The sequence below is a fragment of the Rhodococcus sp. no. 34 genome (assembly GCF_054589475.1).
On sequence record NZ_BAAILK010000047.1, the window covers coordinates 179,706 to 204,617 of the forward strand.

Consider the following 24,912-nt stretch of genomic DNA (forward strand, 5'->3'; position numbering starts at 1 on the left):
TGAAGTGATCCCAGACACAATGAAGATGCACGATACTTGCACCATGATCGAAGAAACGCAGGATTCCGCCGTACTGGACGACGTCGACCTCGCCCTGATCAATTGCCTGCAACTCGACCCGCGAGCGTCGTGGCGCACGGTTGGCGACGCGCTCAAAGTAGATCCGGTTACCGTGGCTCGCCGCTGGCAGCGGTTACAGGATTCCGGCACCGCCTGGGTCTCTGCCAGGGCAACCGGCCATGGCCGTCCGGAATCGTGTCTGGCTTTTGTCGAAGTCGACTGCACGACTTCGAGCGCGTTGACGATTGCAGAACGACTTGCCCGCTGGCCGCACGTGCTGAGCGTCGAACACACAAGCGGCCCAGGCGACTTGACTCTTCTCGTCGAGGTCAGAGACATGGCTTTCCTGTCGCGTTTCCTGCTTCGCTGACTCGCGTCGGTGCCCGGGATCGTCAGTTCGCGTGCACACCTCGTCACCGAGGTCTTCGCGATCGGAGACGACTGGAAATTGCAGGTACTCGATGCCGCGCAGCGGGCGACGATGACAGACCGGCCTGTGCGCTACAAATATGCTCCGACGGATCAGCGCCATCACGGGAAGACCTTCGACGCGGTCGACCGCCAATTGATATTGAAGCTGGGCGAGGACGGTCGATCCTCGATTGCCGAGCTCACGGTCGGTACCGGCCTCAGCGAAAGTACGGTCAGGCGGCGACTTGCCGAACTGACGTCGCGCAACCAGATCGTGTTCCGCTGCGACGTGTCTCTACCGCTGTCCGGCTGGCCCCTCGTGACCTGGGTGTGGGGATATGTCGATCCCACGGACCGGTCGACGATTCGTGCGCTGGTGGAACGAGTGCCTGGAACACGAGTGTGCATGCGGATATCCGGTGGGCGCGCCAACACACTGCTCGCGATCGCCGCACACTCCCTTCGCGAAACTCCCATTACCGAAGTACAACTCGCACAAGAGGCACCGGGCCTGGTGGTGCTGAACAGGTCAGTGGTGCTGCGATCGATGAAGAGGGTGGGCCGACTTCTCGATGACGAAGGCAAGAGCGCCGGGGTCGTACCGATGGACATCTGGGCGGAAGCCCCGGAGATCGAGTGAATGTCCGAAATAATCAATCATGACGCGCCGCGGTGGAGAAGGATTGCTGTCATGACTTCAACAGAGATCTCCCCCGCCCAGCGTTATCGGGATCTGGCCGCCGGATTCACGGCCCGGATCGACGCCGTACCCGCCGACCGCTGGGACGACGCTTCCCCCTGCGAGGGCTGGACCGCCCGCGACGTGGTGAGACACGTGCTCGACAGCGAACGAGACATGGTCAAGGTAGTCGGCCTGGAATTGGCACCCGGCCCGTCGGTCGACGACGACCCGTCGGCAGCCTGGGCGGCCGTCCGCGATTCGATGCAGGAAATTCTGGACGATCCGGCAAAGTCCACCCTGGAATACGACGGGCACTTCGGCAGGACCAACCTCGGGGCCACGGTCGAAGGGTTCTTGTGTTTCGATCTGGTCATCCACGGTTGGGACCTCGCGGCCGCAACCGGCACCGATACGACGATGCGAGACGCGGACGTGGAGTGGGTGTCGGAGATCGCCGCGGGCCTGGGCGAGTCGATCCGCATGAGCGGTGTGTGCGGCCCGGAAATACAGGTTCCGGACAACGCTGACAAAGCGACGAAACTCCTTGCCTTCCTCGGCCGGAAGGCGTGAAAAAGCACCCCTGACGTGGGCATTACTTCCATACGCATGTAATGTCGCGGTATGCCGGAACGCCGAAAATCCTCCACGAGTCCAGACCTGCTTGCGGCGGCATTGTTCGATGTCGCCGCGGAATCCGGACTGGAAAATGCCAGCGTTCGCGAGGTCGCAAAACGGGCGGGTGTCTCGATCGGCGCAGTGCAACATCATTTCTCGACCAAGGACGAGATGTTCGCATTCGCACTGCGAACACTCGTCGATCGATTGTTGACGCGACTGGCCGAATCGTCCGCCGACGCGGACCCGCATACCGCCCTGTTCCAGGCGCTCTCGCAACTCCTGCCCCTCGACGAGCAACGCACGCGTGAGGCGCATGTGCTCGCCGCGTTTGCCGTGCGCGCCGCAACCAGTGAGTCACTCTCCGAAATTCGCCGGACAACCCTGTTCACAATCCGCACCGGCATCTCGACAGTTCTGATCGGCATCGGAACTCCGGAAGCGGAAACCAGAGCGGCACTTCTGCTTTCAACCGTCAATGGATTGGCACTCGACGCACTCGGAAGCCCCGCCATGTATCCGCCGCAGTACCTCGATCACGCTTTGGAAACCCAGATCCGCCTCACCCTGCACGACGCCGAGAACCCGCTCGCCTCCGTCGGGCTCGCCAGCTGACGTGGAAGGAGCAGGACGCTTCGCGCCGAGCCCGTCCGGCGATCTCCATCTGGGTAACCTCCGGACTGCCCTCCTGGCCTGGCTGTTCGCCCGCACCAGCGGGCGCGACTTCCTCATTCGGGTAGAGGATCTCGACCGTGTCCGCCCCGGCGCGATGGAACGACAACTCGACGATCTGCGCAGGCTCGGCCTCACGTGGGACGGCCCAGTCGTATTGCAGTCACACCGTCTTCCCTTGTACCACAAGGCTATCGACCAATTGCGCGAGCGTGACCTGACCTATCCCTGCTTCTGCACACGCAAGGAGATCCTGCAGGCACCGTCAGCGCCCCATGCTCCAGACGGCGCCTACCCCGGCACGTGTCGGAACCTTTCGGAGGCCGAACGCGCCGAGAAATCGGCAAGTGGCCGATCTCCCGCGCTGAGGCTACGGGCCGGCATCGACTCGTTCACCGTCCATGACGAACTGTTCGGCGAGGTGACGGGACCAGTCGACGACGTCGTCCTGCTCCGCGGAGACGGGGTGCCCGCTTACAACCTTGCCGTTGTCGTCGACGACGGTGCACAGAACATCGACCAGGTGGTTCGCGGCGACGACCTCCTGACCTCGGCTCCACGTCAGGCATACCTTGCCCAGCTGCTCGACATCGAACCACCGTCGTACGCCCACGTTCCTCTTGCCTTGAACAGTGAAGGCAAGCGACTCGCGAAGCGCGACGGCGCAGTGACTCTGGCAGATCAACTCGAGGCCGGACGCAGTACCGAGCAGGTTCTGACGATGATCGCGTCGAGCATCGGTCTCGCCGAACCCGGCGAGGTTGTCACACCACCCCAATTGGCGGATCGATTCGACTCTCGCAAGATCCCCCGGACCCCGTGGATTTTCCCGGCGAAGTAAGTGACGTATCAATCGGTGCCTCGTCGGAACAAAACTACGATTGTCCGATATGACAAAGCCGTCCGCAATAGCTATTCGTTGGCAATTCTCGAATAGTGAAGTACGGTCGAGACTGGCGAAGGAAATTCAGGGCGAGTTGTTCCTGCAAAACCACGCCCGGGATCTGAACCTGGAATCCGACCACAGTACCCACTTGCAGCATCCACGCTGACACGCACGTGCGGCACGGGCGACTCAGGACGAAAAGGAATACGCATGGTCCGCGAGCTTCGCGAGGCACTCGACGACCATCAATTCGAGGTGTTGTATCAACCCCAGGTCAATCTGAACTCGTCAGCAATTATCAGCTATGAAGCTCTTTTGCGTTGGCGCCATCCGCTGCGAGGGTTGATCGAACCTCAAGATTTCATGCGCTCCGCCGAATCCTCTGGGCTCATCATTCCCATCGGGCTACAAGCTCTGGAAATGATTTGTGCCCAAACAGCGTCGTGGCCTGAGCACATGATGGTCGCGGTCAACTTTTCGCCTCGCCAACTCGCTACCCCGCACGCCGCTCACGAGATCCTCGGAGCGCTCGACAGTTCACAAACGCCACTGAGCAGAATAATCGTGGAAGTCACCGAACTCGGCGTCGTAGGCCGGCATGCCGCCGAGACTCTTCACGTCTTGCACAACGAGGGAATTCGAATCGCGCTGGATGATTTCGGGGCGGGCTTCGCGTCTTTCTCCGCATTGTCGGAATTGCCGCTCGACATTCTCAAGATCGACCAATCCTTGACCTGGGCCGTCAGCGCAGCGGGTCGTGCTGGAGACCGTGCCTTCATGGTCATGGAGTCCATCGCCGACATCGCTCGAAAGCTAGGGCTTGATTCGATCGCAGAGGGCGTCGAAACCGCGGAACACGCAGCCAACGTCTTGCGGGCCGGCTGCGACATGGGCCAGGGCTATTACTTCGGCAAGCCACTTCCTGCGTCGTCCGTCGTCACTCCCGTGTGAGCGCTCGCCACTTCAGTACGACGACGATGCACTCGCTATGAGTGCGACCACGAGAATCACGGCAAAAATTGCCAAGAAGGCCGCACCGACCGCAATTCCGGCTATCGCAAGCCCGCGCCCCTGTTGACCTGTCTGCTTGATCTGATTGAGCGCGACAATTCCCAGAATGATTCCGACGATTCCGCCGAGACTGTAGAAGCAACCACCCGCAAGCGATACAACCAGCGATGCAATTGCGAGACCATTGGTGCCGACCGGCTGCATCGGCGGTGCGTACCCACCCGCGAATTGATTCGGTTGACCGTACGGGTTCGGAGGTTGGCCGTACTGAGGCTGTCCGTATTGAGCTTGTCCGTATTGTCCGGATTGCTGATATTGATTCTGCTGATATTGATTCTGCGGTCCGAAATTCTGCGGCGGCAGGTACGGGTTCGGTTCACCGATTCCGCCCGGCTGGGGGTTATTACCGGGCGGGTTGTACGACGGCGGTGGATAACCCGGGTACTGCTCGTTGGGAGTGGTATATCCGGGAACTTCAGGTGAAGACTGCGTTTCGGACGGGGACACGCCGTACCCCTCAGGAGGCAGGCTCGGAAATTCTCCGTACCCAGGTTTTGCCTGGTAATCGCTCGAAGAATCGTCGTTGTTGCCCCCGGAACTCGTCATACAACGCAGCCTAAACCACAGGTGACCTCCGAATCCAAGTGAGCAGATGTCATCCACATCGCTCTTTGATCCCAGTAGGGTCATATCCACTGTCACACTCGAGCGCGATATTTACGACTGAGGGGAACACATGACAACCGGTGGGTACGACCCCAACCAGAATCCAGAAGGCGGGAAGCAATTCCCACCCCAGGATCCATATGGCCAGCAGGGAACACCTCCTCCCGGAAGTTACCCCCCTCCCGCCGGCCCCCCGCAAGGCGGAAGCTACCCGCCCCCGCAGGGCGGAAACTTCCCGCCCCCTCAGGGTGGCAACTACCCGCCTCCCGGTGGATACCCGCCGCCGCCCCAGGGCGGAAACTTCCCGCCGCCTCCGCAGTTCAACGACCAAGGTGCGTACGGCGGAGGAAACCGGCTGCCTTCGGGTGCTCAGCCGGGCGATCTGTGGATTCGACTCGGTGCCCGCATCATCGACGGCATCATCGTCGGCGTCATCGCCGCGGTTCTGGCTCTATTGGTCAGTGACTCCGACAGCTTGATTCTGGTCTCGGGACTGTTCTCGGGAATTCTGACCTTCGCTTACTTCATCGCAATGGAAGTAACGCAGGGTCGGACTTTGGGAAAGATGATTCTGGGCCTTTCAGTACACGGTCCGGGTGGCGCACCTCGCCCCTCCGTCCAGCAGTCTGCGATTCGCAACGCCTTCACGTTGCTCTCGATCATTCCGATCATCGGCGGAATCCTCGCGTTGGTCGCCTACATCGTCATCGCGGTCACCATCAACAACAGCCCCACCAAGCAGGGCAAGCATGACGAGCTCGCTGGTGGAACTCAGGTAGTCAAGGGTTAGGTGCGCATATGACAACCGGTGGGCACGACCCCAACCAGAATCCCGAGGACGGAAAGCAATTCCCGCCCCAGGATCCCTACGGCCAGCAGGGAACGCCTCCTCCTGGGAGCTATCCCCCGCCGGCGGGGCCTCCGCAGGGCGGAAGCTACCCGCCGCCTGGTGGATACCCCCCACCTCCTCAAGGTGGCAATTACCCGCCGCCAGGTGGATATCCGCCGCCTCCCCAGGGTGGAAGCTATCCCCCTCCCGGTGGCAACTACCCACCGCCCGGTGGATACCCGCCACCTCCCGGAGGCGGTAACTTCCCACCGCCGCCCGCCAACGACTACGGCGCAGGATTCGGTGGACCGCAGCTTTCTGTGGGTGCGGCAATTACCTACGGCTGGAACAAGTTCAAAGACAACGCATTGGTTTGGATCGGAATCTCGATCATCGCGTTCTTGATCGCCGGACTGATCCAGGGCGCTTTCAACGGTTTCGACTACACCAATACCGAATTCAGCGCGCTGTCGATCGTGGGTGGATTGGTCACCGCTATCGTCGGCTACATCATCCAAGCCGCATTCCTTCGTGGAGCGTTGAGCGAATTGGATGGAATCAAGCCGGCTTTCGGCACCTTCTTCCAATTCACCAACATCGGCGCAGTTGTTCTCGGCGGTTTCCTGGTAGCAGTGGCAACTTACGTCGGTTTGGCTCTCTGCATCATTCCCGGCATCATCGCGGCGTTCCTGCTCTACTACACGCTGACCTTCATCGTGGACAAGAATCAGGATGCGATTTCGGGCATCAAATCGAGTTACGCGTTGACCTCGTCGAACGTCGGAACGTTGGTCCTGCTGGCGCTCGCTCTGATCGGTATCAACATCGTCGGTGCGCTGCTGTGTGGAATCGGTCTTCTGGTGACGGCGCCCGTCGCGTTGATCGCCAGCACCTACGCATACCGCGTGCTGACCGGCGGCCATGTAGCTGCCTGATCCGTTCGTTTGCATCACCGAAGGCCCTGCGGTTCCACGTGAAACCGCAGGGCCTTCGGTGTGTTCTGCGCAACTGGACGGTCGCCAACTCGCATCCGAGCGCCTTGTGGTGCTTGGATGACGGACGTGACAGCTCAGGATCAGCAAGACGAATCGACCCACGAAACCAAATTTGCGCACGTCAGCCGGGGTTATTACCCGACGATCGTCGCGCTCTTCACCGCAACGCTGCTGATCTCGAACGTGGCGGCGACCAAGGGGGTCGCCTTCTTTGCGGATTCCGACTTCTCGCTCGGTCCCTTGCAGATTCTGCCCATCATCACCGATGGTGGATTCTTCTTGTTCCCGCTCGCCTACGTCCTCGGTGACGTGCTCAGCGAGGTCTACGGCTTCAAAGCGACCCGACGCGCGATCTACCTGGGCTTCGGCGCACTGATTCTTGCCGCTGCGTGCTTCTGGATTGCAGTGCAACTCCCGTCGGCAGAGTTCTACGAGAACCAGGCCGCCCTCGAAACCGTGGTCGGTGTCATTCCCCGGCTACTGGTCGCGGGCTTGGCCGCCTACCTCGTCGGCCAGTTGCTGAACTCCCTGGTCCTGGTCATGATGAAAAAGCGCATGCAGGAGAAGCACCTGTGGGCGCGGCTGATCGGCTCGACCGTCGTCGGCGAATTCGCCGATACCCTCATCTTCTGTTCCATAGCGGCCGGTGTCATCGGCATCAGCACATGGGAAGACTTCATCAACTACGTGCTGGTCGGCTTCCTGTGGAAGACGCTTGTCGAGGTTCTGGTCATGCCGATCACCTACCGCGTCATCGCATACGTGAAGAAGCGCGAACCGACCTACGCCTGAGGTGCAGGCGTCTTCGCCGCGTAGAACTTTCCGAGCATGTCAGCCTTGAAGTCGTGGAAATACCCGCCTTCGATGCTGGCTCGGATGTCGTCGACCAACTTCACGGTGAATCGCTCGTTGTGGATGGTGCAAAGCGTCGACGCGAGCATTTCCTTCGCCTTGAAGAGGTGATGGATGTACGCGCGGGTGTAATTGGCGCACGTGTAGCAATCGCACTCGTCGTCGATAGGCGTGAAGTCACGACGGAATCGGCTGGTGTTGATGTTGAACCTGCCGGAGCGGACGTAAATCGCAGCATTGCGAGCAACACGCGACGGGTTGACGCAGTCGAAAGTGTCCGCGCCGTTCTCGATTGCGACGAAGAAGTCGTCCGGTTCACTGATGCCGAGCATATGACGCGGCTTGTTCTCGGGTAGTTCCTCGTTACACCAACGCACGATCGTTCCGAGGTTCTGCTTCTCGAGGGCGCCGCCGATGCCATAGCCGTCGAAGCCGTATCCGTTCTCGCCTTCGATCGACTCGAGTCCGCGGCAGGCTTGACGACGTAGATCTTCGTATTGCGCGCCTTGAATCACGCCGAAGAGAGCCTGATAGGGCTTGTCAGCGCGTTCGGCGGTGAGCTTCTCGTGTTCATTGATACAGCGGATCGCCCAGGCCTGCGTGCGCTCGACCGATCGCTCCTGATAGCCGCGGGTGTTGAGCAACGTGGTGAGCTCGTCGAACGCGAACATGATGTCGGCGCCGAGCTGATGCTGAATCTGCATCGACACCTCGGGGGTGAAGCGATGCTTGCTGCCGTCGAGGTGCGATTTGAACGTCACGCCCTCGTCGTCGACCGTCGCCAGACGCTCTTTGCCCTTTGCGATGACGTCGTCGGACTGCACGCCGACGGCCTCCATCGCGAGCACCTTCTTGAACCCGACGCCAAGAGACATCACCTGGAAGCCGCCGCTGTCGGTGAAGGTGGGGCCGTCCCAGTTCATGAACTTGCCCAGCCCCCCGGCCTCGTCGACGATGTCGGGGCCCGGCTGCAGGTACAGGTGGTACGCATTGGCGAGCAACGACTGCGCACCGAGTTCCTTCATGGACTCGGGCAGCACGGCCTTGACCGTGGCCTTGGTTCCGACAGCCACGAACGACGGCGTCGCGATATCGCCGTGCGGTGTGTGGATGGTTCCGGTGCGTCCGAGCCGGTCCTCGAGCCTGGTCCCTATCGTGAAGATCGACTCGGGACGCTTGTCGACGACGGGCTCGGGCGGTGTCGGTACTGCAGAAGTCACGGGCTCAATCCTGTCACAGGAGCAAATATCGCCGTGATCACAGCGAAGAAAGTTCCTACGCGATCAGCATCCGACATTGGTCTACTGACCGAACCCGAGCGGTACCGCCGCGTGAGGGTCCCCACCATACTTCCCACTACACATCCCCCGGCTCGACCGGTTTACCCCGCCAACCCGCTGACAGGAGCTCACTTGACGAGACAGACCGGCCAGACCTACAACTTCGTCACCGTCGACGTCACAGACTCGATTGCCACCGTGACTATCGACAAACCTCCAGCCAACGCATTCAACCCCAGCATGATCGCCGAGCTTCTGGAGATACTGCCGGTACTCGCGTCGGACCAGACCGTCCGCGCCATTGTAGTGACGGGCACTGGACGGTTCTTCGTCGCCGGTGCGGACATCACCGTGATGCGCGAGCTGACGGAAGAAACTCAGCGCGCGATGCGCCCGTGGGTCGACGTACAGCGGATCCTCGAGTCGGCTCCCAAACCTGTCGTCGCGAAGATCAACGGGCACGCACTCGGCGGCGGAGCAGAACTGACGTTGGCCTGCGACTTCCGCATCATGGCGCAGTCGGCGACCATCGGCTTCCCCGAGATCGGACTTGGGCTTTTTCCGGGTGCCGGTGGCAGCCAGCGACTTCCACGCCTCATCGGTGCTCACCGAGCCAAAGTGCTCATGATCGAAGGCAAGCGCCTCAGCGCCGAGCATGCACTCGATATCGGCCTGGTCGACACCGTCGTTGCGGACGCCGACCTCGATGCGCATTGCGCTGACCTCGCACGCGAACTCGCGACGAAACCCACTGCCACCATCGGAATGATCAAACGCATTGTCTACGAGGGCATGTCGTTGCCGCTCGATCAAGCGCTGGATCTCGAATTCGAGGCAGTGCTCGACCTGATCAAGACGGACGACGCTGCTGAGGGACTTCAATCATTCCTCGACAAGCGGTCCCCCACCTTCACGGGACGCTGACAGCTCCCATTTACCGAGAGGCCATCATGCTCAACAAATTTCAGAAGAAATGGGTGGGCGCAGTCGCTTCTCTCGCCGCCCTGACGATCGCCGTCAGCGGATGCACCCGCCCCGCTACCGACAACTCCGCCGAAAGTGGTGGCCTGGTACGGATCGCGGTGGGTGTAGACCCGTCGTACGCCCCGATTTTCCTGGCCGACCACGAGGGCATGTTCGAGGCCGCCGGCCTCGACGTCCAGGTCATCCAGACGGAAGGCGGGGCGGCGGGCGCCCAGAACGTCGTAGCCGGAACTTCGGAACTCTCCGGCAATGCCGACTCGACGGCACTGTCCGTCATGGCCGCCAATCCGAGCCTGCGGGCGCTGGGCGTATTTCAGGAATCCGACCGGTACTTCCAGGTTGTACTGAGGAACGGCGTCGAACCGAAGTCGATCAAGACCATGGGCGTCTTCCCCGGCATCGGTCTCTACTTCACGAACCAGTACCTGGCCAGTCTCGGCATCGACCCCACGACGGTCACACTCGTGAGCACAAGCCCGCCCGAACAGCCTGCTTTGCTGGCGCGCGGTGACATCGACGGCTTCCTGTCCTTCGACCCCTGGGTGACGCAGAGTGTCAATACCGGCGGGCGCGTTGTTGCCACGACCGGCGACTTCGGCGCCAAGTACGCCCAATGGATCATCGCTTCGGACAACTGGTTGTCCGCGAACGAAGAAACCGCAGGCAAGGTGTTCAAGGTGATCTCGGAAGCGTCGGCAATCGTGAACTCGGATCCGGATCTGGCTGCAACCGCAATTGCCGCGTCTATCCAGATGGACCCGGCCGAGGCCGCAGACCGGGTGACCCAAATCGATTTCGGTGGACGCGGATTCACCGAGGACGACGTGGAGCGCGCAAACGAACTTGTTGCATTCTTCCGCGAGCAGGGCAAGATCTCCGCGGACATCGATCCGTCGGCCGTCCTGCTCTCGGGATGGGTCGAGCAGAACGCCGCCTGAGCGGAGAGTGAGAACGGGTCCGGTGGGCAGACCGAAATCATGTCGCCCACCGGCCCGCAGAACTACGTTCGACACCAGTCGGTTCGGCGATATCTTTCGATTGAAACGGAGTAGTTGTGGTGCATCCCCCGGTACGGGTCGTAGAGATTTCCAGTCCGTTTGCGCGATTCGCCGGGCGCATCCTGGTCGGGCTGGGTTTCGAGGTCATTCTGGTAGAACCACCCACCGGCGACCCCAGTCGCACCGAGTCCCAAGGTGATTCGTACTTGCATTGGCATGCGGGCAAGAAGTCCGTTGTCCTCGATATCGACGACAGCAACGATCGCCTCGCTTTCGAAGCACTGCTGCGCAGTGCCGACGTCCTGCTCGACGGCAGCGCGACCGGCGCTCTACGCGACAACCGAGGATCTCTCGTTCACGTACGAGTGACACCCTTCGGCACAACCGGACCGCGAAGTGACTGGAAGGCAACAAATCTGACCGTCGCGGCACTCGGCGGGATGATGGCCCAGGTCGGCGATCCCGAGCACCCTCCACTGCTGCTCCCCGAACTCCAGGCTGAGCAGCTCGCCGGAATCAATGCCGCAATCGGCGTGCTTCTCGGACTGCGTTCGCGATCCAAGGGCCACAACCCGTTGCTGGAGATCAGCGCTCAGGAATGTGTTGCCGCCGCGCTGGAAGCGGGCACTCTTGCCTACATTCACGAGGACCGCGTCCCGCCACGTCCGGGCCGGGTACATCCGCTCGTTCCGCACGGACTGTTCCAGGCCGCCGACGGTTATGTCGGTGGCGGCCTCGGCGGTAGCCCCCGCATGTGGGACGGCATGTTGGCCTGGCTGATCGACAACGATGCTCAGGACGATCTCGATCAACCGGAGTGGTCCGACGCGGTCTACCGAAAGACGCATCAGGAACACATTTTCGACGTTCTGTCCGCCTTCATCGCGAAGTGGCCGAAGGAAGAATTCGCGGTCAGCGCGCAGTCACGCAAGTTGCCGTGGGCAGCGGTCGACCGGCCCGAAGAACTGCTGCGTAACCCGCAACTCAACGACCGGGACTTCTTCACCGACGTGACCGGAGATCACGGTACCTACCGCGATCTCGGGTTCGGCTTCGCTTTCCCCGAAGGCCGGCGCATCGGAACGCTCGAGGCTGCCCGGTTGGGCCAGCATCAGGAACTCTTGAAGGCCACCTCGCCTGTGGCAGTGAACGAAACCCACGAGTTCAGCGGTGGCAGCACGCCCAGCCTCGAAGGTGTCCGCGTCCTGGATCTCACGTGGGTGTTGGCGGGCCCGTACGGCACCAGAATCCTTGCCGACCACGGTGCCGATGTCATCAAGGTCGAATCGATCGGACGCCCGGACCCGACTCGCTTTGCACCGTTCATGCATCTCTCGCGAGGACCGCACGACAATCCGAACACCAGCGGGTACTTCAACGACGTCAACCGCAACAAGCGCAGCATCACACTCGATACCCGATCCGCAGAGGGCCTTTCGGTACTGCGCGACCTGATCAGGAACTCCGACGTCGTGGTCGAGAATTTCAGCTCGTCGGTCATGGACAAGATGGGGCTCGGCTACGAACAACTCCGGGAGCTCAAACCGGACATCATCTACGTGTCGATGTCCGGGATGGGTCACACCGGTCCTCGCAAGGACTGGGTGTCGTATGCCGACATCGTTTCGGCAAGTACCGGTTTGACCGCACTGACCGGCTGGAACGCCGATGACGTTGTCGGAGTCATCTACGGCCATGGCGACATCGTCGCCGGACTGCAAGCCGGCGTCGCGATGCTGGCAGCCCTCGACTACCGCGACCGGACCGGCCGGGGACAGCACGTAGACCTGTCACAACTCGAAGCCATGGCAGCGCACATGGGTACCAGCGTTCTCCGAGCCGCCCGGTCACAGTCCCCCGATCCGATCGGCAACAGCCATCACGAACTGGCACCACACGGCGTGTACCCGTGCCTCGGCAGCGACCGGTGGTGCTCGATTGCCGTTCGCGATACCACGGAATGGAATGCATTGTGCCGCATCATCGAAGCAGAGAAATGGATCGGCAATCCTGACTTCGCGAGTGCAGAAAGCCGCCAAGCCGATCACGAACGTATCGACGACGCCATCGCCGACTGGACCAGGACTCTGTCACCCGAAACCGTCATGGAACGCTTGCAATCGGCGGGTATCGCGGCCGGCACCGTCCAGGACGGACGCGACCTGGTCGAGAGCGATCCACATCTTCGGGCACGCAGTTTCTATTCGGCACAGGAACATCCCCTCGCCGGAACATTCCTCCACGAAGGCATCCCCGTTCGCCGGAACTCCGAACCCGGCTCGATCCGACGCGCTGCGCCGGTGCTGGGCGCGGACACCGACGACGTCCTCGAGTCGGTGCTCGGATACAGCGACGAACTGATCGCCGGACTTCGCGACCAGTCGATCCTGTCCTGACCGCACTCATATTCAGTACATCCATTCACAGATCGCTACTAGGAGACACAATGCGCGCGGCCCGACTCCATCAGTTCGGCACTTCACCGGTCATCGACGACATCGACATTCCCACACGTGAATCCGGTCAGACGCTCGTGCGCATCGACGCTGCCGCGCTCGGCCATCTCGACATCACCGTCGCGAGCGGAAACTTCGGAGTCAAGCCGAACCTGCCACATATCGGTGGAACAGACGGAGCGGCGACGGTAATCGAATCCGACACCTATGAGCCTGGCACCCGCCTTCTGGTCCGAGGCGGCGGAGTCGGCCTGTTCAAGAACGGTTGCTGGGCTGAGTATCTGGTAGCGGCAGACAAGGCGTTCACACCCTTTGATCCCGCACTGTCGCCGGCCGTCGCCGCAACCTTTTTCCTACCCAGCACAACCGGCTATGTTGCCGTCAACGACATTGCAGCCGTCGCTCCCGGCGAACGAGTTGTTGTCGCCGGAGCATCCGGCGCTGTCGGATCGATGGCAGCACAGTTCGCTCTGCTTGCCGGAGCGTCCGAGGTAATCGGTGTTGTACCGCGCGAAGATCAGGCTGCCTTGCTTCCGGAGGGTGTGCGTCCCGTCGTCGGGCAAGGCGACGAACTTGCCGGAGTGGTGGGATCCGAGCCTTCCGTCGACGCCGTGATCGACACGCTTGGCGGCGACGGCTTGCCGCACCTTCTGGCGAGTGTTGTCCCCGGTGGCCGGGCTGCCCTGATCGGATATACCTTGGGTAAGAGCCTCACCCTGGACTTGCCGAACTGGTTGCTCAGCGATGTCCGGATCCTGCCCGTCAACATGATTCGCAAGACTGCCCGGCAAGCCGAACTGGCACCTGAAATGATCCGGCTGCTCATCGAAGGCAAGATTTCCGTTGCAGTGCAGGAGTTTCCGCTGGATGACATCGCAACGGCACTGCAGTTGATGGGTGAGGGCAAGGTTGCCGGCCGGGCCGTCGTCGTACCCTGAGGGATACAATTACCCATGCACCACGACGCACATGCCATTCCGCGCTCGCTTCCGGATTTGATCCGGAGGCGAGCTTTGGAGCGTCCGGAGCACCCGGCGCTCGTCGTCGACGGGATCACGGTCACCTACCGCGAATTGCGGGATCGTGCAGCGTCGATGGGGGCGGATCTCCGTAATCACGGTGTCGGCCGTGGGGAGCGCGTGGCGGCACTGTCCGGCAACAGGATCGAACTGGCAGACCTTGTTCTCGGATGCGCGTGGATCGGTGCGGTTGTCGTCCCACTCAATACGGCCCTCCGAGCCGACAGTGTTGCCAGCGCACTCGAACAGGCTGGTGTACAACGGATCCTGGTTTCACCCGAATACTCAGGCGCTGTAGCCGGATTCGACGGCACCGTGTGGGTCATGGGTGAACAGTGCGTCCCCACTGCCGGTTCGCATCCGGGCTGTGAGCCCGAGACCCTCGATCCGCTCGACCTGGCCGCGATACTCTTCACCTCCGGCACCACCGGTCTGCCCCGAGGCGTCCGATGCCCGCACGCGCAGTTCCTGCAGTGGGGCAAAGGCGTCGGCGCCTCACTCGGGCTCACCGGGGACGATGTGCTGTACAACTGCCTGCCGCTGTTTCACACCAATGCTCTCAATGCCTTTGTTCAGTCCCTTTGGGCCGGGTCTACTTTTTTCCTGGGACAACGCTTTTCGGTCCGCAATCATTGGCGCGAAGTTCGCGAGATCGGCGCAACTGTCGACTACCTACTGGGTGCGATGGTGGCCATGTTGATGAACGCGGACCCATCGCCGCAAGACCGACAGCACAGCGTCCACGTGGCACTTGCCCCCGCAACACCGGCTCATCTGATCGAACCGTTTGCCCAGAGATTCGGTGTAGAACTCGTGGACGGATTCGGAAGTACCGAAACCAATCTCGTGATCGGCACACTTCCGGGAGATCGGCGGGCCGGGTACATGGGGCGGGTGATGAGTGGCTACGACGCCGCAGTCGTCAACGACGGTACTGCGGCCGCAGACGGGGAGCCCGGCGAACTGGTGGTCCGCAGCACGATCCCCGGCGCCTGTTCACTGGGCTATCTGGGCGAGGAGATTCCGGCGACGGAGAGTTGGATACAGACCGGTGACAGGGTGATTCGGGAAGCAGACGGCTGGTTCCGATTTGTCGATCGCATCAAAGACGTGATTCGGCGCCGCGGTGAAAATATTTCCGGGGCCGAAGTGGAAACCGTTCTGGCGTTGCATCCGTCGGTCGGTCAGGTTGCCGTCTTCCCGGTACCGTCGGATCTGGCCGAGGACGACGTCATGGCAACTGTAATACTGCGCCCCGGAGTATCTTTCGACCCCATTTCGATTCTGGAGTTCTCCCAGCAACAGCTGCCGTACTTTGCACTTCCCCGGTACATCGACGTCGTGGACACGTTGCCACTCACCGAAACCGGCAAGGTACAGAAAGCAGTGCTACGTGAGAGGGGCGTCGGCCCACACACCTGGGACTGCGAGAAGAGCGTGTTCCGCGCCCGGCGATAGACCGCGCCTCGCTACTTGCCGCAACCGTTGAACGAACACATCACCGGACTGCAGATCGTGCGCAGAGCCAGCGGGTCGCTCGGCGAATGTGTGCACTTCATGGCATGAAGTTTTCGGGTGATTCCGGCGCCGGCAGTGCGCAGGGCCCCGGTGATGCGGCTGACGTTGAGGCGAGCCGTCGGCGCTGTCACAGACAACGCGCCGGCCAGAGTGCGCGGGCCGCTGAACACCGGCACTGCGACGCTCATGTACCCGAGCCGTGTCTCCTCGACCTCCACCGCGAGTTGTTCCTTACGCATCCGCTCGGTTTGCTGGCGCAGCACGCTGACGGACATCGTCGTTCGACTGGTCAAGGCGGTGAAACCCTGCTCGACTACCTCGTCGAAGACCGATTGCGGGGAGAAGGCAAGGATGATCTTGCCGGTGGCGGTGCAGTACAGCGGGAGCCGACCGGCCACCCGCGACTGCTGATTGAGCCCGCGGTGTCCGATGATCTTCTCGATGTAGAGGACGTCGATGCCGTCACGAACCGCAAAGTGAACCGTCTCCTGCGTCGCCAGCAGTAGGTCCTCCATGTACGGCAGCGCCGCGTCGCGCAGAATCCGCTGACGCGGCACCAATTGGCCCAGCTCGAACAATCGCAGGCCGAGCCGGTACTTGGTACCCGCGCGCTCGAGCAATCCCCACTCGACCAGCTCGCCGGCCAACCGGTGAACCGTCGCTTTCGCGACCCCACTGCGCCGGGTGAGCTCCGTCAGAGACAGGTCACTGTGGTCGGTGTCGAAAGCGTCCAAGATCATTCGAGCCTTGCCCAGGACCGAGGACAGTTCACCTGCAGGCTGCGATGCAGCGGTCGTTTCCGACGCGATGGGTAGTACGGATCCGAACCCGACGGATTGTTGTGGAGCGGCCATGAGTGTCCTCCTGAACGATCTGTGACAGCCTGCCGAGACCGAGTGCCACAACGACCGAGATCGGTCGGGGTCCTCGTTAGGTGCAGGTGCTTCGAGACTGACACTATGGTGACGACACGATGAGACGCACGCCACACGGTCCGCTCAGTGAACCCGTCCCGCAGAGTTTACACGGGGCGCCTACCTGCGTAATTCTCCAGAAACATGCGGACGGCGGATGCAATTTGCGGAGCGTGCTCCTCGACGAGTGCGACGGTCCCCGATTCGACGATCTCCTTTTCCACCACTGCCGCACCCGTCAGGTGTGCACGCAACGGCGCAATGTTAGGCATCGAGAAGGGATCCTTCTGCGCGCCGATCAGCAAAACCGGCGCAGTCACCGAACCGACTCTCGCCTCCATGACGTAGCGGGCGCAGGCTTTGTGCCCCTCCGCCGGATCTACCCGGTAGGCAAGCGCGTCTCGGATGAACCTGTCGAGCAGTGCGGTGCCTGGTTCGGGGTAGTAGGGGCGACGCATCTCCCACAGCCTGGTCAGATGGCTACCGTCTGCGGCCCGGTCGACGCAGTCGATCCCACCGGGTCCCGAGTGCCCCTCGCGGTAGTTGCGGTCGGTCCACGGGCACGACGAGAGCACGGCAGCGTGCACCCTCTCGGGGCGTGATGCCGCCATCTCGAGCGCCACTGCCGCACCGGTGTGGTGACCGATGACCGTGACTCGATCGACGCCCAGGGTGTCGAGCAATTCCCACGCGCCTCGCGCATAGGTCTCGATGGTCTGCGGGCCGGGCACCGGAGCACTGTTGCCGTACCCCGGCATGTCCATCGCGACAACGCGGAAGTCGTCGGCAAGGAGTGGAATGAACTCGCGGAACTCGTCCCACGACCGGGGCGCCTGATGAAGCAGGAGAATCGCCTCACCCGAACCTTGCTGCGCGTAATGCAATTGCCCGAAAGACGAATCAACGTATCCGAGTTGCAGGCCGCCAGCCATCAGAACGCCGCAACCATCGGGGTATCGACGCCGACGATGTCGATCTTTGCCGAACCACCCGGATTTCCGACGGGCTCGCTACGGGTAGGCAAGACCTCGAGGAAGAAGCGCTTGTTGTCTTCGTTGAAATCCGGGTCTGCTTTCCGGTCGACGGTGATCGCCTCCACCGGGCAGGCCAATTCGCAAGCGCCGCAATCGATGCATTCGTTCGGGTTGATGTAGAGCTTGCGATCACCCTCGTAGATGCAATCCACGGGGCATTCTTCCATGCATGATCGGTCCGTGTAGTCGATGCATGCTTCACCGATGACAAATGCCATTGCCTAGCTCTCCTGTTCGGTGGAGTGTCCAGGGAAGATTTCTGCTTCCGGATCCAGCACTGCCGCAGCGTTGTTCACCGCAGTCGCGGCCTCGCCGAAACCGACGGCGATCAAGCGGACCTTGCCGGGATAGTCCGTGATGTCCCCGGCGGCATACACACGCGGAACATTCGTCTCCATCCGTGTGTTCACCGCGATGTGGCGATTGTCGATCTCGATTCCCCACTCCATCATCGGACCGAGGTCGGCCGTGAATCCCAATGCAGCGATGACGGATTGAGCGAGCAGCGTGGACGTGCTCTTGTCTTGTTTGTGGGTGATGTCGACCTCGCCGATCCACCCGTTTCCACGTACCGCCGAGACATCGGCGTTGACGAGAACCTGGACACTGCTTTCCTGCACCTTGGCGACTGTGGATTTGTGCGCGCGGAAACGATCTCGCCGGTGAACCAGGGTGACGGACTTGGCAATCGGTTCCAGGTGAACGGCCCAGTCGAACGCGCTGTCGCCGCCACCGACGATGACAACGTCTTTCCCGGTGTGCGCCGACAAATCCGGGACGAAGTAACTCAGCCCCCGATCCATGAACTCCGAACCCTTCGCCAACGGACGCGGGGTGAAGGTTCCGATGCCGCCGGTGATGACAACCGCGCCGGCCACCACGACCTGGCCCGTGCTGGTGGTGATCCGCACCCGGCCGTCGTCGTCATGCGACAGCTCACGAGCCTGCATGCCCAGAAGGTACACCGGATCGAACGGGGCAGCCTGCGCCATCAAACCCTCGATGAGGTTGCGTCCCTTGACCGAAGGGAATCCCGCGATGTCGAGGATCGCCTTCTCCGGGTACATCGCACTGACCTGTCCCCCCGGTTCCGCAAGGGCATCGATCACGGCAACCGAGAGGCCGCGGAAGCCTGCGTAGTACGCGCCGTACAGCCCGGCGGGGCCGGCACCAATGATCAGAATATCGACGCCGATCTCGTTGTCGGTCGCCGTGGAAGACGTTTTGTTCACACTCGATACGGTATTGCGCCGACGGACTCACGCAAATGAAACCGGTCCGCTCAACAGACCTCGGTAACAGTTGCGGGACAACACGAAAAGGGCCCGCCGACCTCTCGGTCGACGGGCCCAATGCTCGCAGGAATTCAGTGCGCGAAGAATTCAGTGCGCGAATACCTCGGGTTCGTCTGCTGCGATCTTCTGGATGATGGTCGAGTACGCAAACCACCCCACCTTCTCGGTGCCGACTGCTTCGTAGGTCTGCGCCGCGATCTTCTCGTGCAGGACAACCGGATCACCGGCGGCTCGCGCCGTCAACTCCGCCTGCATCGACCGCTCCATCGACACATACCACCACACTGCGCTCTCCACGGAAGTTCCGACGGTCAGATGACCGTGGTTGGTGAGGATCACGGCCTTGTTCGATCCGAGGGCATCCGCGATGCGAATCCCCTCCTCTTCGTCCAGCGCCACCCCGTGATACTCCTCGTAGATCGAGTGATCCTCGTGAAAGGCGCACGCGTCCTGAGTGATCGGCGTGAGGCGGGTGTGCAGCGAGGAGAACGCCTTACCGTTCAAACCGTGAGCGTGAACAGCTCCGATGACGTCGGGACGAGCCTCGTGAACCTTGCTGTGGATGACAAACGCTGCTCGGTTGAGCGGTCCGTCTCCGGAAATGACCGCGCCGTCCGACGCCACATGCAGCAATTCCTCCGGCTGAACCTGGGAGAAGTGCCGCCCGAACGGCGCAGTCCAGAAAGTCTCCGGATCTTCTGGGTCTCGGGCGGTGATATGTCCCGAGATTCCCTCGTCCAAACCGAATTTCGACAAAATCCGATACCCGCCGATGACAGCGGTCTTGCGACGACGCCGCTCACTCTCGATATCGGTGAACTCGGGCGGTCCCGGAATTCCGGCCTGCTCGGCAATGCTCAGCGGGTGATTCATGCTGCGCTCCTGACTATTTGACGCCGTAACGGGCGAGGTACCGCGAGGACAGAATGCGGAGGATCCGGTCGAAGATGAAGCCCATGATGCCCAGGACGATGATGCCGACGAACGTCCAGTCGATCCGGCCGTAGTTTCGAGCCTGCCAGATCATCGAACCGATACCCTGGTCGGCGGCGACGATCTCCGCCGACACGATGGTGAGGAAGCTGTTGCCCATCGCCAGGCGAGCGCCGGTGACGATGCCGGGGATCGACGAGGGCAGGACCACCGTCTTCATGATCTGAAGTTTGTTGGCACCAAGATTTGCCGCTGCCTGAAGTTTGTTCTCGCTGATCGCAACAGTCGCGGCAATCGTGCTGACCGTGACGATGAATACCGAGGTGTAGAAGATCAGAACAACCTTCGACGTCTCACCGATGCCGAACCACACGACGGCGAGAGTGACAAACGCAATAGGAGGAATGAACCGGAAGAACTCGATGTACGGATCGAGGAGCTGTCGCACGATGGCAATGCGGCCCATCAGAATTCCGACGGGAGCACCGATCACGACACCCAGGAACCAGCCGATGAGAATTCGCTGACCCGATGCGGTGATCGACGACCACAGAACGCCGCTCTCCCACAGTTCCTGTGCCGCCGACCATACTTCGGCCGGTGATGCAATGGTGGTCGGCCCGTACCACCATGCCAGGAACGACCAGATACCCAAACCGATTGCCGCTGAGGCTGCATACATCAGCGTCGCTTTGACAATCTTGGATCGCCGCGCCGACGAACGCTTTTTTGTCTGCGCCACCTTCGCTGTTCTCACGCCGGCTGAACCACCGGTCACTACAGCCGTCACAGCTCGTCCTCCTCAATGCCTTGGTTCCGCAGCGACGCAACCACTTCTGCCCGAATGTCGTCCCGCAGCTTCTCGTAGAGCTCGATCACCTCGGGATCGTTGCGGTCTCGCGGACGAGCCGCATTGACCTCGTAGACGCTCTTGATCCGGGCCCGCGGGCCGGCCGACATCACGATCACACGGTCAGCCAACGTCAGCGCCTCGTCGATATCGTGAGTCACGAACACCACGGTGCAGCGGGTGTGCCGCCAGATACGGTCGAGTTCGGTCTGCAGAACCTGACGAGTCTGAGCGTCCAACGCACCGAACGGCTCGTCCATGAGAACCAACGACGGCTGGTTGGCAAGAACTCGTGCGATCTGAACACGTTGCCGCATACCACCGGACAGCTGCGAGGGGAACTTCGCACCCGCGTGGGGCAAGCCGACCATCGCGAGATACTCGGCCGCAATACTCGTCTGCTCGCTGCGGTTCGCTCCACGCATCCTGGGGCCGTAGGCCACGTTCTGGCTCACGGTCATCCATTCGAACAACGCTTCGGAGCTCTGAAACACCATGCCTGCGTGGCGGTTACTGCCGTCGACGACATCTCCGTCGCACACGATCTCGCCGGCGCTAGGTTCCACGAAGCCGGCCATGGACGACAGCAGCGTCGACTTGCCGCAGCCGCTCGGACCGAGCAGACAGACGAATTCACCTGGCTGCACGTGCATGTCGATTCCGGCGACGATCTCCGCCGCGCCGAAGCTGATTCCGAGGTCGACCACGTCGATGGCAACACCGGTGTTCTTTTTGCCTGGACCACCTGCGCCCGCGCTATTTGCCGAGCTAGACGTTGAATTACTTGTTGCGATACTCACTGTGCACCATCCTTGTACCAATCCAGAAGCATTGCCGATTCGAGATCCGGCTGTTCGCTGAGTACACCGATCGACTTGTAGAAATCTACGATCGACTGTGCCGACTCGACATCCGCAGCTTCGAGATTCACCACGGCGAAGTCGATCTCGTCCACCGCGGCAATAGTCTGATCCTCGCTGACGTTCACAGCCGCCTTGGTCGCGGACGCTGCCACGCCCGGATCCGACTCGACCTTGCGCGTTGCCTCGTCGAGCACCTTCGCGACGGTTCGCGCTGTCTCTTCGTTGGCCGACAACCACGGAGCCGTCGTGATCGCCCAATGATGATAGAACCAGCCGTAGTCTCCGGTTACTGCCACTACGTGGCCGGTCCCCTGATCCAGGGCGGTGGCCGGCCACGGCTCCCACAGGACAAACCCGTCGATGTCGCCGCGGCTGAGCAGTGCGGGCATGTCCGTCGGGGTCGCCGAGATCATCTCGACCGAACCGGGGGCAATGGAGTTGGCAGCGAGGTACTTGTCCGTCGAAATCTGGCTGAGACCCGGGACGATGCCCATCTTCTTGATCGCAGCCGGTGAGTCGACACCGTTACGCAGCACGACCTTGATGTAGTCACCGGACGCCTCGTACGAGTACATCGCACGCAACGACGGATTCTGACGCAACTGGGCGATCGTTGTCGTATCTGAGCTACCGGCGATCTGGACCTGCCCGGTCGAGAGTGCGTCGACGGCCTCGCCACCACGACCGAACTGGACGAGTTCGACGTCCAAACCGGCGGCGTCGAACATGCCTTCCTGATCCGCCACGAAGAACGGAGCGTAGGAAGCATCGATTCCGACTGCGATACGCAGTGGTCCACTTCCGGCGGAATCAGCTGTGCTTTGCGTCGCCGGGCGGCTGCATGCGCCGGTTGCAACGGTCAGCAGCAGCGCAGCCGAAACAAGAGCAGTCCTTCCAAACTTTGACAGCGAGGCCATCTACTCACACCTTTGTTTGTGATCTGTGCCGCAGTTGCGGGTCGTGGAGAGCAAACCTAGCCGTGCGTACCTACACCCGAGAACCAACCGGGTCCACCGTGCGGACCGGGGACAGGAACTTACCTCGGCGAAACACTGCACCTGGAGGAACGTGCGGACCGAAATACTGCGGTAACACGGCCTTCGATCACAATGTCCACCGAATCACAATGTCCACCGAATTGTCTGCGAGCGCAGCGCACTGGCGACATTCTGCGCCGTCATCGAGTAGATCGACGCACGCGCTCCGGCGCTGCCGCCGGCGACGTGCGGGCTCAGGAGGGTCGAATCGAATCCACGGAGCGGGCTCGAAATCGGTAGTGGTTCAACGTCGAACACGTCGAGGGCAGCGCCGCCGACATGCCTGGAACGCAAGGCACGCGCCAATGCCGCGTCGTCGACGACAGCGCCGCGCGCCACATTGACCACGATCGACCCGGTGGGCAACTGCGCAATTCGATGGGAATTGATCAGTCCCCGAGTTGATTCCGTAAGCGGGACGGCCAGCACCAGGACATCCGCGAGAGGTAGTAACTCGTCGAGCGACACAAACGTCGCAGCCACAGTGTCACGCAGTCTCGAACGCGCGGTGACGTAGACGTCGCAACCGAATGCGGCAAACAATTCTGCACACCGGCGGCCGATCGAACCGACACCTACGACGCCGACCCGGCGCTGCGCCAGATCGCGGCAATCGCGCGTCAGGATGGATTCCTGTGGCCATCGACCGTCGGTAACCTCGTTGTGCGCCCAGAACATGGAGCGGCACAACGCACCTGCCGCGAGCACTGCCCATTCCGCAACCGAATTCGCGTTTGCACCGGGGGTATTCGCCACCGGAACTCCGGCGGCGCGCCAGGCTTCCGCATCGATGAAATTGGTTCCGGCACCGGGCTGTTGGACGAGGAGCACATTCCGGCCGAGCTCTGCTTCCTCCTTGCCCAGTGGCAGATCACCACTCCAGTCCCCCACCACGACGTCGCATGTCGGCAACTCCGCACGGAGCGCCCCCGTGGTGCGTTCGGGTAATCGAACTACCTCCGCCTCACCCCCGACGGCGTCACGGATTGCGGTACCGAGTCCGTTATCGGCGTCGGCCGTCAGCAGAAGTACTTTCTTCACGAGAACTCCTTCGCGGTAAGACGATGACTGTACCTTCGAAAACGCGGAAGCCGGCCTCCCGATCGAGAGGCCGGCTCCATTACGCAGCAGTATATTTGGCAGGAACTTCTCAGATAGCTGCCTTCGCGCTGGCTGATGCCTTTGCCAAGAACTCGAGGCTCAGCGGGTTGTACTTCGCTGCCTGCTCGTGCTGCGGCCAGTGACCGCACTCCGAGTAGAGTTCGAGCTGAGCGCCCGGAATATCCTCGGCCATCTTCTTCGCTTCCGGAACATCACCGAACGGATTTTCCTGACCCCAGACCACAAGAGTCGGCGCCTTGATGAGTGCCATTCGATCCGGGCGCAGCAGGTTCCGCTGGCGAACCTCCATCTCCTGCAAGGAAAGGAGGTTGTGGATGTTGGCGACAAAATCAGGCTGATGGTAGATCCGGTGACGAGCCTGAACCAATTCCTCGGTTGCATCGGCGGGATCATGCATGAGCAACTGCATACGTGCGCGGGTCAATTCGATGTCGTCGCTCTGGACGGCCTTCGCGGTCGACGTCTTGATGCGCTCCATGACTACCGGGTTCGCGACTGTTCCACCTGCTGCCAGCAACTGCAGCGACAGAACACGTTCGGGCTGCTCGCTGGCCAGGTAGGCAGCGACCCAACCACCGAGGCTTTCGCCCACCAAGTGCACACGGTCCAGTCCGACCGCGTCGAGGTAGTTCACCAAATGCTCGACGTAGCGCGGAATCTCGTACGGGTAGTCAGGCTTGCCGGTGTAACCATGGCCGAGCATGTCGATCGCGTGAACCCGGTAAGACTCGGCGTGCGGTGCAATATTGCGTGCAAATGCCTCGAGGTGTCCGCTGGTGCCGTGCAGGAAGATCACGGCCTCGTCACCGGATCCTGCCTGCAGAGAGCGCGTGGGCACACCGCCGGCGTCGACGGTCGTCAACTCGAAATCGAGTCCGGCAAGTTCGTTCCAGATTGTCATCAGAGAAACTTCCTTTACTGAAGGTGCAG

At 61.5% G+C, this 24,912-nt stretch carries 26 protein-coding genes; 14 read left to right on the plus strand and 12 right to left on the minus strand.

What is annotated here, in order from left to right; translation table 11 throughout:
* The first annotated feature begins 43 nt into the window (after positions 1-43).
* From ACYP01_RS26525 to ACYP01_RS26550, 6 genes are all read left to right on the plus strand, one after another.
* Positions 44-430 carry an Lrp/AsnC family transcriptional regulator gene (locus tag ACYP01_RS26525; RefSeq protein WP_459683116.1) on the plus strand — a complete coding sequence of 129 codons (387 nt, stop codon included), beginning with the start codon at positions 44-46 and terminating at the stop codon, positions 428-430.
* 9 nt (positions 431-439) lie between these two features.
* Complete coding sequence (locus ACYP01_RS26530; protein WP_459683117.1) at positions 440-1,111, plus strand: Lrp/AsnC family transcriptional regulator; 672 nt, start codon at positions 440-442, stop codon at positions 1,109-1,111.
* A 51-nt stretch (positions 1,112-1,162) separates the two neighbouring features.
* The gene (locus tag ACYP01_RS26535) at positions 1,163-1,723 is read left to right on the plus strand and encodes a TIGR03086 family metal-binding protein (RefSeq protein WP_003943871.1); all 561 of its coding nucleotides are present in this window, start codon (positions 1,163-1,165) and stop codon (positions 1,721-1,723) included.
* Positions 1,724-1,774: 51 nt separating this feature from the next.
* Complete coding sequence (locus tag ACYP01_RS26540; protein ID WP_019746515.1) at positions 1,775-2,383, plus strand: TetR/AcrR family transcriptional regulator; 609 nt, start codon at positions 1,775-1,777, stop codon at positions 2,381-2,383.
* 1 nt (position 2,384) lies between these two features.
* Positions 2,385-3,281, plus strand: a complete 897-nt coding sequence (gene gluQRS / locus ACYP01_RS26545) for a tRNA glutamyl-Q(34) synthetase GluQRS (RefSeq protein ID WP_042447725.1) — start codon at positions 2,385-2,387, stop codon at positions 3,279-3,281.
* 255 nt (positions 3,282-3,536) lie between these two features.
* Entirely contained in the window at positions 3,537-4,277 is a 741-nt protein-coding gene (locus ACYP01_RS26550) for an EAL domain-containing protein (RefSeq protein ID WP_003943863.1), read from the plus strand.
* Between the two features lie 12 nt (positions 4,278-4,289).
* On the opposite strand, the gene ACYP01_RS26555 is transcribed toward ACYP01_RS26550, so the two are convergent.
* On the minus strand, positions 4,290-4,943 hold the full coding sequence (locus ACYP01_RS26555; RefSeq protein ID WP_047271551.1) for a DUF4190 domain-containing protein: 654 nt from the start codon (positions 4,941-4,943) through the stop codon (positions 4,290-4,292).
* Between the two features lie 130 nt (positions 4,944-5,073).
* On the opposite strand from ACYP01_RS26555, the gene ACYP01_RS26560 reads away from it, so the two are divergent.
* The 3 genes from ACYP01_RS26560 to ACYP01_RS26570 all read left to right on the plus strand — a co-directional run bounded on the left by ACYP01_RS26560 (position 5,074) and on the right by ACYP01_RS26570 (position 7,619).
* Complete coding sequence (locus tag ACYP01_RS26560; protein ID WP_346772466.1) at positions 5,074-5,793, plus strand: RDD family protein; 720 nt, start codon at positions 5,074-5,076, stop codon at positions 5,791-5,793.
* Positions 5,794-5,801: 8 nt separating this feature from the next.
* Positions 5,802-6,767: a DUF2189 domain-containing protein gene (locus ACYP01_RS26565; protein ID WP_223304518.1), complete on the plus strand. Its 966-nt coding sequence runs from the start codon at positions 5,802-5,804 to the stop codon at positions 6,765-6,767.
* A 117-nt stretch (positions 6,768-6,884) separates the two neighbouring features.
* Complete coding sequence (locus tag ACYP01_RS26570) at positions 6,885-7,619, plus strand: queuosine precursor transporter (RefSeq protein WP_030535741.1); 735 nt, start codon at positions 6,885-6,887, stop codon at positions 7,617-7,619.
* On the opposite strand, the gene tgt is transcribed toward ACYP01_RS26570, so the two are convergent.
* Positions 7,610-8,899, minus strand: coding sequence for a tRNA guanosine(34) transglycosylase Tgt (gene tgt / locus ACYP01_RS26575; RefSeq protein ID WP_030535742.1), 1,290 nt, complete (start codon positions 8,897-8,899; stop codon positions 7,610-7,612). The genes ACYP01_RS26570 and tgt overlap by 10 nt on opposite strands.
* 192 nt (positions 8,900-9,091) lie before the next feature.
* Between tgt and ACYP01_RS26580 the strand changes: the two genes are divergently transcribed.
* The 5 genes from ACYP01_RS26580 (at position 9,092) to ACYP01_RS26600 (ending at position 15,874) form a co-directional block, all read left to right on the plus strand.
* Positions 9,092-9,883, plus strand: a complete 792-nt coding sequence (locus ACYP01_RS26580; RefSeq protein WP_459683118.1) for an enoyl-CoA hydratase/isomerase family protein — start codon at positions 9,092-9,094, stop codon at positions 9,881-9,883.
* Positions 9,884-9,909: 26 nt separating this feature from the next.
* A complete protein-coding gene (locus ACYP01_RS26585; protein WP_459683119.1) occupies positions 9,910-10,881 on the plus strand; it encodes an ABC transporter substrate-binding protein in 972 nt (323 codons plus the stop codon).
* A gap of 119 nt (positions 10,882-11,000) precedes the next feature.
* Positions 11,001-13,337 (plus strand): CaiB/BaiF CoA-transferase family protein, encoded by a 2,337-nt coding sequence (locus ACYP01_RS26590; RefSeq protein ID WP_228232382.1) that lies wholly within the window; start codon positions 11,001-11,003, stop codon positions 13,335-13,337.
* A 50-nt stretch (positions 13,338-13,387) separates the two neighbouring features.
* A complete protein-coding gene (locus ACYP01_RS26595; protein ID WP_007731598.1) occupies positions 13,388-14,335 on the plus strand; it encodes a quinone oxidoreductase family protein in 948 nt (315 codons plus the stop codon).
* A gap of 15 nt (positions 14,336-14,350) precedes the next feature.
* Positions 14,351-15,874: an AMP-binding protein gene (locus tag ACYP01_RS26600; RefSeq protein WP_007731600.1), complete on the plus strand. Its 1,524-nt coding sequence runs from the start codon at positions 14,351-14,353 to the stop codon at positions 15,872-15,874.
* Positions 15,875-15,885: 11 nt separating this feature from the next.
* On the opposite strand, the gene ACYP01_RS26605 is transcribed toward ACYP01_RS26600, so the two are convergent.
* From ACYP01_RS26605 to ACYP01_RS26650, 10 genes are all read right to left on the minus strand, one after another.
* Positions 15,886-16,788 carry an IclR family transcriptional regulator gene (locus ACYP01_RS26605; protein WP_007731601.1) on the minus strand — a complete coding sequence of 301 codons (903 nt, stop codon included), beginning with the start codon at positions 16,786-16,788 and terminating at the stop codon, positions 15,886-15,888.
* Positions 16,789-16,955: 167 nt separating this feature from the next.
* Positions 16,956-17,780, minus strand: coding sequence for an alpha/beta fold hydrolase (locus ACYP01_RS26610; protein WP_063315224.1), 825 nt, complete (start codon positions 17,778-17,780; stop codon positions 16,956-16,958).
* Positions 17,780-18,100: a DUF362 domain-containing protein gene (locus ACYP01_RS26615; RefSeq protein ID WP_459683120.1), complete on the minus strand. Its 321-nt coding sequence runs from the start codon at positions 18,098-18,100 to the stop codon at positions 17,780-17,782. Before ACYP01_RS26615 ends, ACYP01_RS26610 begins: the two co-directional genes overlap by 1 nt.
* Positions 18,101-18,103: 3 nt before the next feature.
* Positions 18,104-19,114 carry an NAD(P)/FAD-dependent oxidoreductase gene (locus ACYP01_RS26620; RefSeq protein WP_007731607.1) on the minus strand — a complete coding sequence of 337 codons (1,011 nt, stop codon included), beginning with the start codon at positions 19,112-19,114 and terminating at the stop codon, positions 18,104-18,106.
* Positions 19,115-19,264: 150 nt separating this feature from the next.
* Entirely contained in the window at positions 19,265-20,050 is a 786-nt protein-coding gene (locus ACYP01_RS26625; RefSeq protein ID WP_054188628.1) for a class II aldolase/adducin family protein, read from the minus strand.
* 13 nt (positions 20,051-20,063) lie between these two features.
* Positions 20,064-20,900 (minus strand): ABC transporter permease, encoded by an 837-nt coding sequence (locus ACYP01_RS26630; RefSeq protein WP_138871461.1) that lies wholly within the window; start codon positions 20,898-20,900, stop codon positions 20,064-20,066.
* Positions 20,897-21,760 (minus strand): ABC transporter ATP-binding protein, encoded by an 864-nt coding sequence (locus ACYP01_RS26635; RefSeq protein WP_459683121.1) that lies wholly within the window; start codon positions 21,758-21,760, stop codon positions 20,897-20,899. Before ACYP01_RS26635 ends, ACYP01_RS26630 begins: the two co-directional genes overlap by 4 nt.
* A complete protein-coding gene (locus ACYP01_RS26640) occupies positions 21,757-22,740 on the minus strand; it encodes an ABC transporter substrate-binding protein (protein ID WP_138871460.1) in 984 nt (327 codons plus the stop codon). The genes ACYP01_RS26635 and ACYP01_RS26640 overlap by 4 nt, the downstream gene beginning before the upstream one ends.
* 204 nt (positions 22,741-22,944) lie before the next feature.
* Positions 22,945-23,901, minus strand: coding sequence for an NAD(P)-dependent oxidoreductase (locus ACYP01_RS26645; RefSeq protein ID WP_459683122.1), 957 nt, complete (start codon positions 23,899-23,901; stop codon positions 22,945-22,947).
* Positions 23,902-24,010: 109 nt separating this feature from the next.
* Positions 24,011-24,883 carry an alpha/beta fold hydrolase gene (locus ACYP01_RS26650; protein WP_019746500.1) on the minus strand — a complete coding sequence of 291 codons (873 nt, stop codon included), beginning with the start codon at positions 24,881-24,883 and terminating at the stop codon, positions 24,011-24,013.
* Positions 24,884-24,912 lie beyond the last annotated feature (29 nt).

Coding starts and splice junctions, on each gene's coding strand:
- ACYP01_RS26525 (WP_459683116.1), top strand. CDS start 44: ATGATCGAAGAAACGCAGGATTCCGCCGTACTGGACGACGTCGACCTC.
- ACYP01_RS26535 (WP_003943871.1), top strand. CDS start 1,163: ATGACTTCAACAGAGATCTCCCCCGCCCAGCGTTATCGGGATCTGGCC.
- ACYP01_RS26540 (WP_019746515.1), top strand. CDS start 1,775: ATGCCGGAACGCCGAAAATCCTCCACGAGTCCAGACCTGCTTGCGGCG.
- ACYP01_RS26550 (WP_003943863.1), top strand. CDS start 3,537: ATGGTCCGCGAGCTTCGCGAGGCACTCGACGACCATCAATTCGAGGTG.
- ACYP01_RS26555 (WP_047271551.1), bottom strand. CDS start 4,943: ATGACGAGTTCCGGGGGCAACAACGACGATTCTTCGAGCGATTACCAG.
- ACYP01_RS26560 (WP_346772466.1), top strand. CDS start 5,074: ATGACAACCGGTGGGTACGACCCCAACCAGAATCCAGAAGGCGGGAAG.
- ACYP01_RS26565 (WP_223304518.1), top strand. CDS start 5,802: ATGACAACCGGTGGGCACGACCCCAACCAGAATCCCGAGGACGGAAAG.
- ACYP01_RS26570 (WP_030535741.1), top strand. CDS start 6,885: ATGACGGACGTGACAGCTCAGGATCAGCAAGACGAATCGACCCACGAA.
- ACYP01_RS26585 (WP_459683119.1), top strand. CDS start 9,910: ATGCTCAACAAATTTCAGAAGAAATGGGTGGGCGCAGTCGCTTCTCTC.
- ACYP01_RS26595 (WP_007731598.1), top strand. CDS start 13,388: ATGCGCGCGGCCCGACTCCATCAGTTCGGCACTTCACCGGTCATCGAC.
- ACYP01_RS26600 (WP_007731600.1), top strand. CDS start 14,351: ATGCACCACGACGCACATGCCATTCCGCGCTCGCTTCCGGATTTGATC.
- ACYP01_RS26605 (WP_007731601.1), bottom strand. CDS start 16,788: ATGGCCGCTCCACAACAATCCGTCGGGTTCGGATCCGTACTACCCATC.
- ACYP01_RS26610 (WP_063315224.1), bottom strand. CDS start 17,780: ATGGCTGGCGGCCTGCAACTCGGATACGTTGATTCGTCTTTCGGGCAA.
- ACYP01_RS26615 (WP_459683120.1), bottom strand. CDS start 18,100: ATGGCATTTGTCATCGGTGAAGCATGCATCGACTACACGGACCGATCA.
- ACYP01_RS26625 (WP_054188628.1), bottom strand. CDS start 20,050: ATGAATCACCCGCTGAGCATTGCCGAGCAGGCCGGAATTCCGGGACCG.
- ACYP01_RS26640 (WP_138871460.1), bottom strand. CDS start 22,740: ATGGCCTCGCTGTCAAAGTTTGGAAGGACTGCTCTTGTTTCGGCTGCG.
- ACYP01_RS26650 (WP_019746500.1), bottom strand. CDS start 24,883: ATGACAATCTGGAACGAACTTGCCGGACTCGATTTCGAGTTGACGACC.